The sequence below is a fragment of the Rhizobium sp. Leaf311 genome, assembly GCF_001423445.1.
Lineage (GTDB): Bacteria > Pseudomonadota > Alphaproteobacteria > Rhizobiales > Rhizobiaceae > Agrobacterium.
This window is the reverse complement of sequence record NZ_LMNZ01000018.1, coordinates 1-15869: the sequence shown is the minus strand read 5'-3', so window position 1 is coordinate 15869 and position 15869 is coordinate 1. Positions and strand designations below refer to the sequence as shown.

Sequence of the window (15869 nt, the reverse complement as noted above, 5' to 3'; positions counted from 1 at the left end):
TTTGATCGCTGAGTGACGGCAAACGCCTGTCGCCAATCACGTCAGCGGCTTGACGCTAATACGCAACAAAAAGCCACGGCCTCCATTTGGAGCCGTGGCTTTTTGTTTGGCGGTCGGGGCCGAAGCCCCGGTCGCTTAATCGAACGGTATCGCCCTGTCCATGCCTGTCACCGGCTCTCCGTCGAGGGATACCTCTATATCCGGGCTCCCGGCGGTCCGTTTGACGGCCACTTCGCGCACCTTGCCATCCAGCGTGATCTTGGCGGAGAAGCCATCCCACGCATCAGGAAGCGATGGATCAATGTGCAGAGTACCGTTGACTCGGGTGATCCCGAGAATGCCCTCGACGGCGGCGCGGTACAGCCAACCGGCCGATCCCGTGTACCAGCTCCAGCCGCCGCGACCTGAATAGGCACCAGCACCATAGACGTCCGCCGTTACGACATAGGGCTCGACGCGGTAGGTCTCTGAAGACGGTCTGTCGAGCGCATGATTGACGGGGTTCAGAAGCGAGAAGCACTTCCACGCGTCTTCATGGCGGCCAAGCTTGGCCAGCGCCAGCACGACCCATGTGGCTGCGTGCGTATACTGGCCACCATTCTCGCGAACACCAGGCGGGTAGGCCTTGACGTAGCCTGGATCCTGCGGCGAGCGGGAGAAGGCGGGCGTGAACAGGCGGATGATACCAGCCTCTTCGTCCACCAGTTCCTTCATGACCGCGTCCATTGCCTGGGCCGACCGCTGTTCCTCACCTTCGCCGGAAAGGACGCTCCAGCTCTGGCCGAGCGAATCGATACGGCATTCCTCGCTGGTGATCGAGCCAAGTGGCGTACCGTCATCGAAGTAGCCACGACGGTAGTAGTCGCCGTCCCAGCCCGCCGTTTCCAGCGCAGCACGCAGTTTGTCGCGATGGGTCTTCCATTTCTCGACACGGTCCAGATCGCCACGCTCTTCTGCGATTTCGATGAAATCGCGAAGGGTGCCAGCGAGGAACCAGCCGAGCCACACGCTGGTGCCCTTGCCAGCCACGCCGACACGGTTCATGCCGTCGTTCCAGTCACCGCCAAGGATGAGAGGCAAGCCGTTTTCGCCCGTCCGGTGGATGGCGAGATCGAGTGCAAGTGCTGCATGTTCATACAGGCTTGCCGTCGTTTCGCTGGTTTCCGGCTGGAAGAAGGCGTCGTGCTGGCCAGGGGTCAAGGCCGGTCCCTTGAGGAACGGGATGCTTTCATCAAGGATAGCCTTGTCGCCGGTGGCGGCGATGTACTGGTGGGCGGCGTAAGCCAGCCAGACGACGTCGTCGGAAATCGTGGTTCGTACACCGGCACCCGTCAATGGTAGCCACCAGTGTTGCACGTCGCCTTCCGCAAACTGACGTCCAGCGGCCCGCAGGATCTGCTCGCGGGCAAGTTCCGGCTGGTAGAGCAGGAAAGCGAGCGTGTCTTGCAGCTGGTCTCGGAAGCCAAAAGCACCACTGGACTGATAGAATGCCGTGCGCGCCAGAATGCGGCACGCAAGCGCCTGATAGGGCAGCCAGCTGTTGACCATGTGGTTGAAGCCGGCATCGGGGGTGGAGACCTGAAGCTGTCCGCTGAACCCGCTCCAGAAGCGCTTGTTTGCTTCCAGAACATCATCGAAGTCGCTCTGGCGAATATCCTTCACCAGTGCGCGGGCCTCTTGCGCCGTGTCGGCATCGCCCATGTAGATGAGGACATGCCGCTCTTCACCTGGCTTGAGGTGAATTTCCTGCATGAGCGCAGCACAGGGCGCACCGTCGAGTTCTACGCTTCCGGAAAGGGCAGCGCCTGACAGAACAGCCTGCGGTGCCTGAACCGACCCGTAACGTCCGATGAACTCGCGTTTGCTGGTGGTAAAGCCGCTTGCCGGGCCATCGAGAGACAGGAAGGCCGTGCGGGCATTGTAATCGATGCTGTATGGGTTTGAAGCAAACAGCGCGCCGGTTTCCTCATCATGGTTGCTGAGAATGAACGGCGCCGACTTCTGGGTATTGTTGCCCAGTACCCATTCGACATAGCCGTAGGTTCTGAGACGGCGGTTCTGGGTGCCGACATTTCGAACCGTCAGACGTGACAGCTTTACCGGCTTTTCGCGATCCACCGTCTGGATGACTTCGATATCGAGACCATCGTCGACACTGCGGAAAACCGAATAACCAAGGCCGTGACGGGCTTCGAATACCGCCTCGGGATTTCGCGACAATGCGGCGAAAGGCGAGTGAATCTTGCCGCTGTCGACATCCGACACATAGATCGCTTCACCGGGACGGTTGATGACCGGATCATTGCTCCATGGAGTCAGCTGGTAATCGCGCGAGTTGCGGCTCCATGTGAAACCTGCACCTTCTGCGGAGATGTGGAAACCAAAACGTTCGTTGGAAATCACATTGATCCAAGGCTGCGGCGTGGACTGCCCGCCGTGAAGCCGGACGACATATTCATCGCCGGTTTTTGCGAAACCGCCGAAGCCGTTCCAGAAATCCAGATCATGCGCGTCTTCGACCGGCTCACCCTGTGGGAAGACCGGGGCAGGCAGACGTGCCTGTGCCAGATCGCTTCCTTCCGGCCCACGATGGGCGGCAAAGAGCGAGACGGCGCGGTTGACCTGATCAACGATCTTGCCGTTGCGAACGTGAAGAACGACGCGGGAGGCAGCCAGCAGGGCCGACCATGTTTCCTCATCCATCAGGTCGCGACGGACGGAGAAGACGTGCGGTCTGCCGCCATCGGCCGGATTGATACGGCGCTGTGCTTCGGAAATATAATCCAGCGCGTGCTGCATGTCCTGCGCGTAGGATGCTGCGCGTTCATTGACGATAACGAGATCGAAAATGACGCCACGGGCGCGCAGATATTCATGGGCGCTCAAGGCTTCCTTGGCGATGTCCATGTCCATATCGTCATTGATACGCAGGCTGAAGATCGGGAAGTCGCCCGAAATCGCCAGCGGCCACAGGGACCGTTGCGAACCAAGACCTGTCTTCAGCGTATCGGCGTCTGCGCGCAGATGCATGTCTGGATAGACGAGGTAGCGGGCGAGATGCTGGAAGGCTGCTGCCTGCTGCGAGGTTACGCCCACATGGCGCATCTGCACCTGTGTTCGCGTCCAGGCATGAACGAGTTCATGCGCGAAGGCATCCGGGTGACGGTAACGATCAATCGCCTTGTCGACATCTTCGCGGCTTGGGGCTGCAATCGTCCAGAAGATGACGCTGACCTTCTTGCCGGCGGGCACGCGCACCACGCGTCGCAGCGACAGGATGGGGTCGAGCGTGAAGCCATCGGTGCCGGAAAGTGTGGCACCCGCATCGAAAGCAGCCGCCTCACCGAGAGAACGGCCACGGCCAATGAACTTGGCGCGATCGGTCTCGAATTCGGTCGGACGCGCCGGGCCGGCATTGTCCGCGGCCAGATGCGCGATCACCGTGCTTGGTTCGCTCGGAGACCGCTTGTTGCGCCATGCACGAATGACATCGCCACGCTTGCCGATTTCCGTCTGCACGAACATGCGGGAGAACAAGGGGTGAGCATTGTCATCGTCTTCATTGGCAATGACGGGCTCCATGTAGGACGTCACTTCGATGTAACGATCTTCAGAGCCGACATTGAGAAGGGTCACACGGCGGCCTTCGGCATCATGCTCCGTTGCTACGATGCATTCGACCACGCTTTGAAGATCGCCGACCGTCTTGTGGAATTCGGCCTTGTCGTCGGTAAAGACCGTCTTGGTCTTTTCGCCCAAGGCAACGCGCGGTTCTGCGGTGGCGCTCCACCAGTCGCCCGAAACGGTATCGCGCAGGAACAGGAACGTACCCCAACGATCTTCTGTCGGATCGGCCTTCCAGCGGGAAATCGCCAGACCGTTCCACTTTGAGTAACCGGCACCTGTCGATGTCAGCATCGTGGAATAGTGACCATTCGACAGGAACACGACCTCGCGGTCACGCACGGCAGGATCGGCAATGGTGCGAACTTCTGCGCGCAGCAGGTCGGCCTGTTCCTTGCCGGGTGTCTCCGGCTCGTATTTGGAGCTGACCACAGGAACTTCGCGTGGCGCCTTCTCCTGAAGCAGCAGTTCAGCGGCTTCGATGACTGGGTCGGCGTGGAAGAGTTCACGCAACACACCATCCAGAACCACGTTGGCAACAGCCGCAATCGACATGCCATGGTGGTGGGCATAGTAGTTGTAAACGACAGCGCAGACCTTGCCATCGGGAACGCGGGTCGGTGTGAAATCGACCGCGTCATGGAAGCCGTACTGGCCGAGCGCGCCGAGTTTGCGCAACTTCTGCAGGTTTTCAAGCGCTGCATCCGGGTCATATTGCGATGCCAGGATGGAGGCGTAAGGCGCGATGACGGCATTCTGGCCGAGGCCGCGCTTCAGGCCAAGCGTGGGTACACCGAAGTTGGTGTACTGGTAGTTCATGTTGTGGTCGCGGGCATTGAAGGCTGCTTCCGAGATGCCCCATGGGGTGCCCAGGCGGCGACCGTGATTGACCTGTTCCTTGACGATCAGATTGTTGGTCTGGTTCAGGATACCACCATGACGCTCCTGCATGACAAGCGGCGGCATCAGATATTCGAACATCGAGCCGGACCAGGAAACCAGAGCGCCCTGCGCGCCGATCGGCACGACCTGACGGCCAAGACGATACCAGTGCTCGGTCGGCAGATCGCCCTTTGCGATGGCAAAAAGGCTGGTCAGGCGGCATTCGGAAGCCAGGAGGTCGTAGCAGGCCTCGTCAAGCTCCTTGCTGTCGACGCGGTAACCGATCGACAGAAGACGGCGGTCCTTGCGATAGAGGAAGCCGAAGTCCATCGAGAAGGCGAGGTTGCGGCTGCGGTCGCGCAGCGAGTTCAGCCGGTCACGCAACGGATCGATGGTGGCGAGATCGAAGGCGCTGTCGGAAATATGCGCTTCGCAGCAATCGACCAGCGACTGCGCCCAGCGCGTGACTTCCGCGCTTTGCTCCGACTTGACTTCCAGATTGAGGTTGGAAGCCAGCTTCTGGATGTCGCGGGCCAAGACGGCCAGATTGATGACGCGGATCGAGGCGAACTCATGCTCACGCTTGACAGAGGCAAGGGCGTTGGAGAAGCCGATGATACGCTCTTCCAGGCGGCGATGGAGAGGCCGCAGGTTCTTGCGATCGTCAGGCAGTTCCTTGAGCGTTTCGCGCAGGATGCCAGCGACATCGCCGATACCGTCGAGATTGCCCTGAAGATGCGCAGAGGGTGCTTCCGCCCACTGACGGCAGGCCGACGAGATGGCGATGAGGTGACCGGCAAGGTTACCGCTATCGACCGCAGAAACGTAGCGCGGACCTAGAGTCTGCAGGGTATCGGTGTGGTACCAGTTATAGAGGTGACCACGGTATTTCTCCATCTTCTCGACCGTCTCGATGGTCTTTTCCATCCGCTCGACGGTTTCCGAGAAGCTGATCCAGCCGAATTGACGGGCCGAGATCACCGACAGCAGGTAAACGCCGATATTGGTCGGCGAGGTACGGCTGGCAACGATAGGCTCCGGCGTTTCCTGGAAGTTGTCAGGCGGGAGGTAGTTTTCACCCGATGTGACGAAGGCTTCGTAATAGCGCCATGTGCGACGGGCAATTTTGCGGAGCTCGCTCGAGACATGCTCGGACACGAAGAGACGATCTTCGGTCTCGGCGGACTGGCTGACATACCAGGCAACGGCGGGCGAGAAGACCCACAGAAGTGCGAAGGGAATGCCGACCAGGAACGCGTTATCACCCGGCAGTGAGGCAAACAGCAGGCCGAGCAGCGAAACGACCGGCGCGTGCCACATCTGGCGATAGTAATCGAGAATGCTGCCCTGCGCGCTGGACTGAATGCTGGCGGCGGTGCGCCATTCCAGCATCAGCTTGCCGCTGACGAACAGACGGTAGAGCGAGCGGCCGATGGCATCCGCCATCATGCAGGCACTGTCTGCGATGAAGACGATTCGCAGTGCAACCTGAGCATTGGTGGCGCGGATTTCTGACCACAGCGTATGGAAATGCGCCTGCGGCACGATATCGGTCGAGCGCGGAACGAGGCCCGACAGCAGTGACAGTGTGGGAGCGACGAAGAGCGAGAAGATCAGCAGAATCTGCCAGATCAGCGCGCCGAGCGGGCCCATGAAGTACCAGCCAAGAACGGAGGCGACGAACCAAGCAATCGGGGTGAGAGAACGACGCAGATTGTCGATCATCTTCCAGCGACCAATGGCGGTCACACCGCGTTTTGCCTCCATGATGTAAGGCAGAAGCTGCCAGTCACCACGTGCCCAGCGATGCTGGCGCGAAACTTCGACTTCGTAACGGGTTGGGAAGTCTTCGACAAGCTCGACATCCGTTACCAGCGCGCAACGGGCAAACGAGCCTTCCAAGAGGTCGTGAGAGAGAACTGCATTTTCCTCGATCCGGCCCTTCAGCGCCGTCTCGAATGCATCCACGTCATAAAGACCCTTGCCCGTGAATGTGCCTTCGGAGGTCAGGTCCTGATAGACGTCAGATACGGTGAAGACGTAAGGATCGATACCGCGATTGATGGAGAAGACCCGCTGGAAGACGGAGGCGTCCTTGCCTGTTGTCAGCGATGGTGTCACGCGCGGCTGCAGCAGGCCGTAACCATGGATCACACGACCGGTTACAGGGTCGTGAACCGGACGGTTGATCGGATGGTGCATCTTGCCGACGAGCTTGGTCACGGCATCGCGCATCAGGCGTGTGTCAGCATCCAGCGTCATGACGTATTTGACGTTTTCCGGCACCATATTGGCACCGTTCAGGAATGTCGTGTCCTTGTCGCCGCGAAGCAGCATGTTGAGTTCATGCAGCTTGCCGCGTTTGCGCTCCCAGCCCATCCAGCAATCTTCGGCTGGATTGTATAGACGGCGGCGATGCAGAAGGAAGAAGCGTGTCCTGCCGTCAAACGCATAACGGGCCGACAATGCGGCCACTTCGCGCTTGGCATATTCGAGAATTTCGACATCTTCTGCCGATTGCTCGTATGGGGCATCGCGCCAGTCGCTGATCAGCGCGAAGGAAATCTCTCCATGCGGATTGGCGAGATAATGGACCTCGAGATTGCGGACCATTTCATCGACGCTGTCGCGGCTGGTCAACATGCATGGGACGGCCAGCAGCGTGCGGGCGTCCTCGGGAATGCCCTCCTTGAACTCATATCCGACCAGACGGAACGGCTTGACGAAGAAGGTCACCAGCGTGTTGAAAAGTCCCGTCGCACCTTCGGATGCGGGCAGGGCGAACATCAAAAGGAAGGCCGTGACAACATACCAGGGCATTCCGGCATCGGCCAGGAACCAGCCGACGATGCACATGGCAAGTGCGGTCAGCGCAATTACGGGAACGGCGACCGAGAGCCAGTTGAACTGGCGCATGAAGCGCACGACGCTCTGCGAGATAAGCGGCGTATATCCAATCCGTTTTTCAAGTTCCTCACGGCGCTGGCCGATCAGGAAGCTGCCGACATTCGGCGCGTGGGGGTGCTTTTCATCCGAATTGGCGGTTTCCGTCACCATGTCGACGGCGGCCTGCGCAACTTCGATTTCTGTCTTGGGCGAGCGGCGAGCGAGAAGCTCGACCGTGTTGCGGTAGGTATTGCGGGAGCCGAAATCGAGCGTTTCGTAATCGGTCTGCTCACGCAGGACCTTGTCGATATGGCTGACTTCCTCGAACCAGACAGACCATTCGGTATCGTCGATTTCGCGCAGGCTCTTGACGATGTTGCCCATGGTGACGTTGCCGGAGGCGAGGCGGTTATGTTCCGCCATCATCGTGTTCTCGGCATCGGTGCCAGCGCTTTGCAGACGCTCTTCGAGCCAGTTCAGCGCAAAGCCAGAAGTCTGTGAACCGTTTCGGAGGCGATACAGGAACTGTGTGGAAAATGTGGGGTCGTCGACCAGATTGTCGATCTGCTTGAGAAGAGTGGCAGAGGCTTCGGCATCGTTAAGCCGGATGATCTCGTCCACGACCTCGTTGGCCTTCTGGCGCATCCGGCGAGAGCGTTCGACGCGAATGGAGATCCGCCGCAGATTTTCGATCAGAACGAAACGGAGGATGGAAGGCAACGCCCACAATTCACCGATCTGCAGAGTCTTGGAAGTCTGGTAACCCTCCACCAGCGCGGTCATGCTTTCGCGCGACACCGTGCTGTGGGTATGGGCGACATAGAGCCATGCGAGAGCCATGACGCGCGGGATTTCCGTATTGCCAATCCTGACCGTCGGGAGCTGACGGTAGAACTTTCGCGGAAAGTCGCGCCGGACCTCCTGGATCGCTTCCTCTATCACATAGTGATTGTCGAGCAGCCATTCTGCGGCAGGCGTGATCGTCGCGCCGTTTTCAGAGTCGACGGCGGTCGTTCGATAAACGCGCAGGATTTCCTTTTCGTTTTCACGATGGCGCGCGAAGAAATCGAACTCCATGAAGCCCGGCAAGTCGTCGGCCCCGGTCCTGGAGAGCTCGGCTCCACAGTCCCTCAGCTCATCGATTGTGAAGTAAACGGAGCGTATCGAATCATTGTGATCGATCTGCTTTGCTTCTGAATCACGGGCGGCGGCGGTCGGCGTAATATGAAATGACATCGGCTCGTATTCTGCACTCTGGTGAGGATCTGGCTATTTAACCGGAACTTGTTTCAGATTGCTCTTGGAAATTGAAACAACTTTGGCAGCTTTATTTCTTGCTGATCCTGAACCTTTGCTGAACCATCGCGAACCAGCACACGATGATCGAAGTGAAACTGCTTGCCCATCAACATGGCATTTTTGGGCAGAGCGCGTCACATCTGAAGAAAATCAACTATTTGACACTGGTCTGGCAGATAGAATGCGCCATCGCGCCATGCTTTTCGTGAAACATTTCGCACACTCCCCCAAAGCGAAACCACGTCATGCTGTGCCCCTGTCGCATTTCTTCATCCAACCCCTCGGGCGCGAGCATCTTTCGATACAAAAGAAGCGACCCAATGGAGGGAATGAATAAATGCGATATCAGTTCCATGCCACCTGTCGCGCCTCTGCGCAAGCGCCGAAATCAATGGGCATGATCATGGCAATCTTGGCTTGCCCGTCCCTTACCAGACACTGGCAAAACTGCTAGGCATGAACGACGTTACGCGCTCACATGCAGAATATTCCGGACCTGAAAAAAATGACGATACAGCCAAATAACGCAGCCGCATTCGACAATCACATGCCGGATGTCCGTGCAATCCGTCATCACCTGCATAAAAATCCTGAAATCGGGCTTTCAGAATTCAAAACGTCTGACTTTGTCGCGTCGCAGCTGGAAGCAATGGGATATGACGTGACCCGCGGGCTTGCCGGAACGGGTGTCGTCGCAACCTTGCGCAACGGCAATAGCAGCAAGACGGTGGGTATCCGCGCCGATATGGACGCCCTGCCGATTGTTGAAGAAACCGGTGCCGATTATGCAAGCGTCAATCCCGGCGTCATGCATGCCTGCGGCCATGACGGGCACACCGCGATGTTGCTGGGCGCAGCGCGGATCATCGCAGAGCGGCGCAACTTCGATGGCACCGTCCACCTGATCTTCCAGCCGGCAGAAGAAAATTTCGGTGGCGCCCGCATCATGATTGAGGACGGTCTGTTCGAGCGCTTTCCCTGCGACGCGGTCTTTGCGCTTCACAATGAGCCAAGCCTGCCCTTCGGCCATTTCGTGCTGCGTGAAGGGCCGATCATGGCCGCGGTGGATGAATGCAAGATCACCATCAATGGCTATGGCGGCCACGGTGCGGAGCCGCAAGACGCGCTTGATCCCATCGTTGCCGGTGCCAGCATCATCATGGCGCTACAGACCATTGTCTCGCGCAACATTCACCCCTTGACGCCAACGGTCGTGACGGTCGGCGCGTTTCACGCGGGTGTGGCAAGCAATGTCATTCCTGAAACAGCGGAAATGTTGCTGACCATCAGGTCCTTCGACGCTGCGGCACGCGACGAGCTGGAAAAACGCATTCGTCTGATTGCTGAAGGGCAGGCCGCAAGTTACGGGATGGGTGTCACGCTCGATTACCAGCGTGGCTACAATCCCACGGTCAACCATAAGGCGGAGACCGATTATATCGTCGATCTGGCCACGCGATTTGCTGGCGCCGACAGGGTTATGGAAATGCCTCGGCCTACAATGGGTGCGGAGGATTTCGCCTATATGCTGGAACAGCGCCCCGGCGCTTACTTTTTCCTTGGCACTCAAAGGACCGAAAACGATCCTCCGCTGCATCATCCCAAATTCGATTTCAACGACGATATCCTGCCTGTCGGCACGGCTTTCTGGGTAGAGCTGGTGGAAGATTTCCTCAAGGGAAATAGAGCTTGAGCAGTGAGCAGGGCTTCAACTCGGCCAGCCTTCTGACGAAGTCGTGCTCCTTGTCGTTCAGGCTCTTGAGTCTTAAGGCACCAGCCCAAGGATGACAGCGGCGACGAAGCCGAAGCACAGGCTGATGAGGACCGTGTGAACAACCGGCTGCCAGCCACGCGACGGCGTTGTTGCAGGGGTGAAATCTTTGATTTTTCCGGCTTTGGAATAAGACATAGAACCCTCCCTCGTTGATACACTATCGGCCATGCCGACCTTCATAACTTATGTCGAATATCGCCTTTTATGCTGACGTTCTGTAGAGATGTTTTTCCATATGTTGGCCACATCGGGGAAAATACTGATCGTTACATGCCTCCCAACGCGTAATGATCAACCCTTCTGTGCCAGCATAAACGCGCGGCGTGATTTCCGGTTCAATGTGAAAACCAATGGGAGCTAATTTGGTGGATATCGACGTTGTCGTCGTTGGTGCAGGGGTCATAGGACTGGCAACCGCGAGAGCATTTGCGCAGGCGGGCCTGTCCATCGTCGTTCTGGAACAGGGCGATGATTTCGGCACAGAGACGTCTTCGCGCAACAGCGAGGTCATCCATGCGGGCCTGTATTATCCAACTGGCAGCCTGAAAGCCAGATTGTGCGTCGAGGGCAGGCGGAAGCTTTATGACTTCTGCGAGAGCCACGGAGTTGGGTACAGGCAGTGTGGAAAACTGATCGTTGCGACTGACGACGACGAGGTCCCGCTTCTCGATACATTGCTGGCGCGTGGCAGCCAGAACGGCTGCGACGATCTTCACTTGCTCGATGCGGCTCAGGCGCAAAATCTCGAGCCGTCGCTTTCATGCCTCGCAGCGCTCTTTTCACCATCGACCGGTATCATCGATAGCCATGGCTACATGCTAGCGCTGCTGGGCGATGCCGAGGATGCCGGTGCCGCGATAGCCTATCAAACGCCCTTCATCCGTGCGGATAAAATTGACGGGGGTTTCAATGTGGAAGCCGGTGGTTGCCAACCGATGCGTCTGACCTGTCGCATTCTCATCAATGCGGCAGGGCTCCATGCCCCCCGGCTTGCCGGCGCGATCAACGGACTTCCAGCCAGTCACGTGCCGGTAGCGCGTTTCGCCAAGGGATCATATTTTTCCCTGGCAGCAAGGTCGCCCTTTTCACACCTGATTTATCCGGCCCCGCAAAGTCATGGGCTGGGCGTGCACCTGACGTTCGATCTGGCAGGGCAGGCGCGCTTTGGCCCTGATGTTGAGTGGGTGGAGACCATCGATTATGCCGTCGATCCACGGCGCTCGGAAGGTTTCGACGAAGCCATCCGGCGGTATTGGCCGCGATTGCCTGATAATGCGCTGGTGCCTGCATATTCCGGCATCAGACCCAAGATTTCGGGCCCGGAGGACACCGCGAGGGATTTTCGGATCGACGGCCCGCAAGTCCACGGTGTCGAGGGGCTTGTCAATCTGTTCGGCATCGAGAGCCCCGGGCTGACCGCCTCTCTGGCCATTGCAGAAGAGGTCTATCGAAGGCTTGCCTAACGGCCGAAGCGGGAAAGCGCCTGCGCCATGATTTCGGGATCGACATTGCCGCCGGAGGCGACGGCAACGACCGTATCGCTCTTGAGCTTTGCTCCATGGAAGAGCGCTGCCGCGAGAGCGACGGCACCGCCCGGCTCCACAACCACCTTCAACCGCAAAAACGCCAGCACCATCGCGTGCAATGCCTCATCTTCGGTCACCGCAATGCCCGGGCCGCAATGCTGTGTCATGATTGGAAACGTAATGTTGCCGGGCTGAGGTGTGATGATGGCATCGCAAACCGAGCCGGCCAGTTTCTCATTGCGTTCGATCCTGCCTGAGGCCAGAGAGCGCGCAACATCATCAAACGCCTGCGGCTCGCAGGTCCTGACCGTGTAACCGGGCGCCTTGGCGCTGAGCGCAATGGCGGTGCCGGATGTCAGCCCGCCGCCGCCACAGGGCACGAGAACCTCGGCATTCTCGATGCCGAGTTCGCGGCCCTGTTCAGCGATTTCCAGACCCACCGTGCCCTGACCCGCGATGACCAGAGGCTCGTCATAGGGACGGATGAGCGTGAGGCCACGGTCTTTGGAAAGGGTGGCGCCGATGGCGTCCCTGTCATCTTTTGATCGATCGAACAGAACGACCTCGGCCCCATAGGCTCGGGTGTTTTCGATTTTAATTTTTGGTGCGTCGTCAGGCATGATGATGACAGATGGAATGTCGTGCAGCGCTGCGGCAAGAGCCACGCCTTGTGCATGATTGCCTGAGGAGAAAGCGATGACGCCCCGTTTGCGGATCTCGGGGGCAAGCCCTGAAACGGCTGACCAGCCACCGCGAAACTTGAACGAGCCAGTGCGCTGAAGGCATTCTGCTTTTACCAGAATTCTGCGACCGGCAATGTCGTCCAGAAAGGGTGATGACAGCAAAGGTGTGCGGATTGCTTCAGCGCCGATGCGTTCGCGCGCAGCCTCGATCATGGCGATGTCTGTCATCTCGTCTCCGACTTGCCGACTATATTCTGGAGCTAGGATAAGCAGGCAACGTGCATCTGAAAACCCCGGCCATGGGCCGGGGTTGGTCTTTTTTGTGTCGGATCAGGCGAGTGTGTAAGCCGTCTTTACCGTGGTGAAGAACTCGCTGGCATAACGCCCCTGTTCACGCGGACCGAAGGATGATGCCTTGCGGCCTCCGAAAGGAACATGAAAATCGACCCCTGCCGTTGGCAGGTTGACCATGACCATGCCGGCTTCCGCGTTGCGCTTGAAATGGGTGGCGTGCTTCAGGCTTGTGGTCGCGATGCCGGATGACAGGCCAAAGGGCGTATCATTGGCAACCGCCAGCGCTTCATCATAGTCTTTCACCCGGATGACGGCGGCGACAGGTCCGAAGATTTCTTCCTGCGAGATGCGCATATCGTTGGTCGCTTCGGTAAACAGCGTTGGCTGCAGGAAGAAGCCAGGCGTTTCCCGCTTTACGAGATCGCCACCGAAGGCAACCTTCGCGCCTTCCTTTTTGCCGATTTCGATGTAGTCGGTATCCTGCTTCAGCTGTTTTTCATCAACGACCGGGCCGACATGGGTTTCCTTGTCCATGGCGTGTCCGACATTGATCTTGGCCAGACGCTCCGTCAGGGCCGCAACGAACCGATCGTGAATGCCCTCGGTCACGATGATCCGCGACGATGCGGTGCAGCGCTGGCCGGTGGAATAGAAACCGGAATTGGCCGCAGCCTCCACGGCGACGCCAAGATCGGCATCATCAAGCACGACGAACGGATTTTTGCCGCCCATTTCCAGCTGGAACTTGCGGTTGAAAGGAAGCGATGATGCCGCCACGCGCTGGCCGGTGCCGGTGGAGCCTGTGAAGGTGATGCCTGCAAGGTGCGGGCTGTCGAGCATCGCCTGCCCGACGATAGAGCCGCGGCCCATGACCAGATTGAGGACGCCCTTCGGCAGACCGGCGCGGTGCAGGATATCGACGATGGCCCAGGAGCAGCCGGGAACCAGTTCCGCTGGTTTGAAGACAATCGTGTTGCCGTAGCAAAGGGCCGGGGCAATCTTCCAGGCCGGGATGGCAATCGGGAAGTTCCACGGCGTGATGATGCCGATGACGCCAAGCGGCTCGCGGGTGACTTCGACGCCGATATTGGGACGGGCAGACGGAATGACCTCTCCTGCCAGACGAAGCGCTTCGCCAGCAAAGAAATCGAATATCTGGGCAGCGCGAATGGTTTCACCAATGCCTTCTGCCAGAACCTTGCCTTCCTCTCGGGCCAGGAGCGCGCCAAGCTCGTCCTTGCGCGCCAGGATTTCGTCAGCAGTCTTTTTCAGGATCGCGTGACGTTCCAGGATGCCGGATCGCGACCATGCCGGGAATGCGGCCTTGGCAGCGGCGATGGCGCGCTTCGCATCGTCGGCATTTGCCTGCGCATAGAGGCCCACGATTTCCTTGGTGTCGGACGGATTGATGTTTTCCGACGTCTCGGCACCGATCCATTCGCCGTCGATGAGGTTCTGGTGGATGGTCATGAACTGTTCCCTTTCAAGTGAACCGGGCAGCTACGCGCCACCGTTCTGATGAGATTTGTGGATCGCCGCGTGTCAGATCGCATCCGCCCACGGTCGCTGCGATCTGTGATATGATCTGTTCAAGAAAATTGCCATATAAGAGATGTAACAAATTCTCTCAGGCAATAGAAATAAACCGCGCAGAGTGGTGATGCGATCAGGCTGGACGACTGTTGAGTTTTTCCAGATATAGCAAGATGCCGCTGTGGTCGACGTCGGCACCACCGTCATGAACGAACTCGGCAAATTCCTGGGTGATTTTCTGGGTGAGGGGTAGATCCAGCGATAGATCTTCCGCTGTCGCGAGCACGCCTTTCAGGTCTTTCAGTTGGAACTTCGACGGCCCGCCGGGCTCGAAATCGCGCTTTACCATGCGCTCACCGTGCAATTCCAATATGCGGCTTTCGGCAAATCCGCCGCGTATGGCATTGCGAAACCCTTCCCGCGATGCGCCTCCGGCTTCAACCAGCATCATGGCTTCGGCAACGGCGCCGATGGTGATGGCGACGATCTGCTGGTTGGCAAGCTTGCACAATTGCCCCGCACCCGAGGGGCCGACATAGGTCAGCCGACCCATGGGCGCGAAAACGTCAGACAGAGTTGCGATAAGCTGCTCATCGCCACCGGCCATGATGGCAAGCGTACCCGCTTTCGCCCCGACAACGCCGCCTGAAACCGGGGCGTCGATGTGATGAAGGCCGAGCTCTTCGAGTTTCTTTGCGTGAGCCCGTGCAATAGATGGGGCAATCGAGCTGCTGTCGATAATGATCGCGCCCTTTTCGAGCGCATTTGCCACGCCGGCACCGAACAGAACGTCGCCGACCGCATCGCCATCGCTCAGCATCGTCACGACGATGCTTGCGCCGCTTGCCGCCTCAGCCGCAGATGACGCGATAACCGCTCCTTCAGAGGCAAGTGCCTGGGCTTTTTCGGTGCTGCGGTTCCAGACACGGAGGCTGAAGCCGGCGCCAAGAAGGTTTTTCGCCATTGGCCCGCCCATCAGGCCCGTCCCGATAAAGGCAATTACGCGGCTATTGTCTTTCGTCATGTCAATTCTCCTCCGACTGCTGCCCAATGTGCACAGAAAAAATCACGCCGAAAGTGCAGTTTTTGAAAGGTTGGTTCGAGCAGAATGGAAGCTTGCGGCAAAGCCGGTGTTTTTACCGGGACTCGGTGTCGAAGGGGCAGTCCAGGGATTTCAAAGCCCGGCAGCGGTAAAACCGCCGGGCTTAGGTCTCAGGCGCCTGTCACGCGGCTTCTTGCCTGTTCTGCCTGTTTTCGATGAGGTCATCGACAACGGCTGGGTCTGCAAGGGTCGAGGTATCGCCAAGCGCGCCGAAGTCGTCCTCGGCGATCTTGCGCAGAATGCGGCGCATGATCTTGCCCGAGCGG

The 15869-nt window shown here is 58.5% G+C and carries 8 protein-coding genes; 3 read left to right on the top strand and 5 right to left on the bottom strand.

The window, feature by feature from the left end; genetic code table 11:
• Window positions 1-135: 135 nt before the first annotated feature.
• On the bottom strand, window positions 136-8628 hold the full coding sequence (locus tag ASF69_RS15775) for a glucoamylase family protein (RefSeq protein WP_062589118.1): 8493 nt from the start codon (window positions 8626-8628) through the stop codon (window positions 136-138).
• 64 nt (window positions 8629-8692) lie between these two features.
• On the opposite strand from ASF69_RS15775, the gene ASF69_RS23140 reads away from it, so the two are divergent.
• Both ASF69_RS23140 and ASF69_RS15765 read left to right on the top strand, forming a co-directional pair.
• Window positions 8693-9028, top strand: a complete 336-nt coding sequence (locus tag ASF69_RS23140) for a hypothetical protein (protein ID WP_156462085.1) — start codon at window positions 8693-8695, stop codon at window positions 9026-9028.
• Window positions 9029-9196: 168 nt separating this feature from the next.
• Window positions 9197-10384 carry a M20 aminoacylase family protein gene (locus ASF69_RS15765; protein WP_062589307.1) on the top strand — a complete coding sequence of 396 codons (1188 nt, stop codon included), beginning with the start codon at window positions 9197-9199 and terminating at the stop codon, window positions 10382-10384.
• 72 nt (window positions 10385-10456) lie between these two features.
• Here the strand turns inward: ASF69_RS15765 and ASF69_RS23395 are convergent, their stop codons facing one another.
• Window positions 10457-10600 (bottom strand): hypothetical protein, encoded by a 144-nt coding sequence (locus ASF69_RS23395; RefSeq protein ID WP_162928033.1) that lies wholly within the window; start codon window positions 10598-10600, stop codon window positions 10457-10459.
• Between the two features lie 227 nt (window positions 10601-10827).
• Between ASF69_RS23395 and ASF69_RS15760 the strand changes: the two genes are divergently transcribed.
• A complete protein-coding gene (locus ASF69_RS15760; protein WP_062589306.1) occupies window positions 10828-11928 on the top strand; it encodes an NAD(P)/FAD-dependent oxidoreductase in 1101 nt (366 codons plus the stop codon).
• Here ASF69_RS15760 and ASF69_RS15755 read toward each other — a convergent pair.
• From ASF69_RS15755 to ASF69_RS15745, 3 genes are all read right to left on the bottom strand, one after another.
• On the bottom strand, window positions 11925-12902 hold the full coding sequence (locus tag ASF69_RS15755) for a threonine/serine dehydratase (RefSeq protein ID WP_062589115.1): 978 nt from the start codon (window positions 12900-12902) through the stop codon (window positions 11925-11927). The genes ASF69_RS15760 and ASF69_RS15755 overlap by 4 nt on opposite strands.
• Before the next feature lie 102 nt (window positions 12903-13004).
• Entirely contained in the window at window positions 13005-14438 is a 1434-nt protein-coding gene (locus ASF69_RS15750; protein WP_062589113.1) for an aldehyde dehydrogenase family protein, read from the bottom strand.
• A gap of 196 nt (window positions 14439-14634) precedes the next feature.
• On the bottom strand, window positions 14635-15525 hold the full coding sequence (locus ASF69_RS15745; RefSeq protein ID WP_062589112.1) for an NAD(P)-dependent oxidoreductase: 891 nt from the start codon (window positions 15523-15525) through the stop codon (window positions 14635-14637).
• Between the last annotated feature and the right edge of the window lie 344 nt (window positions 15526-15869).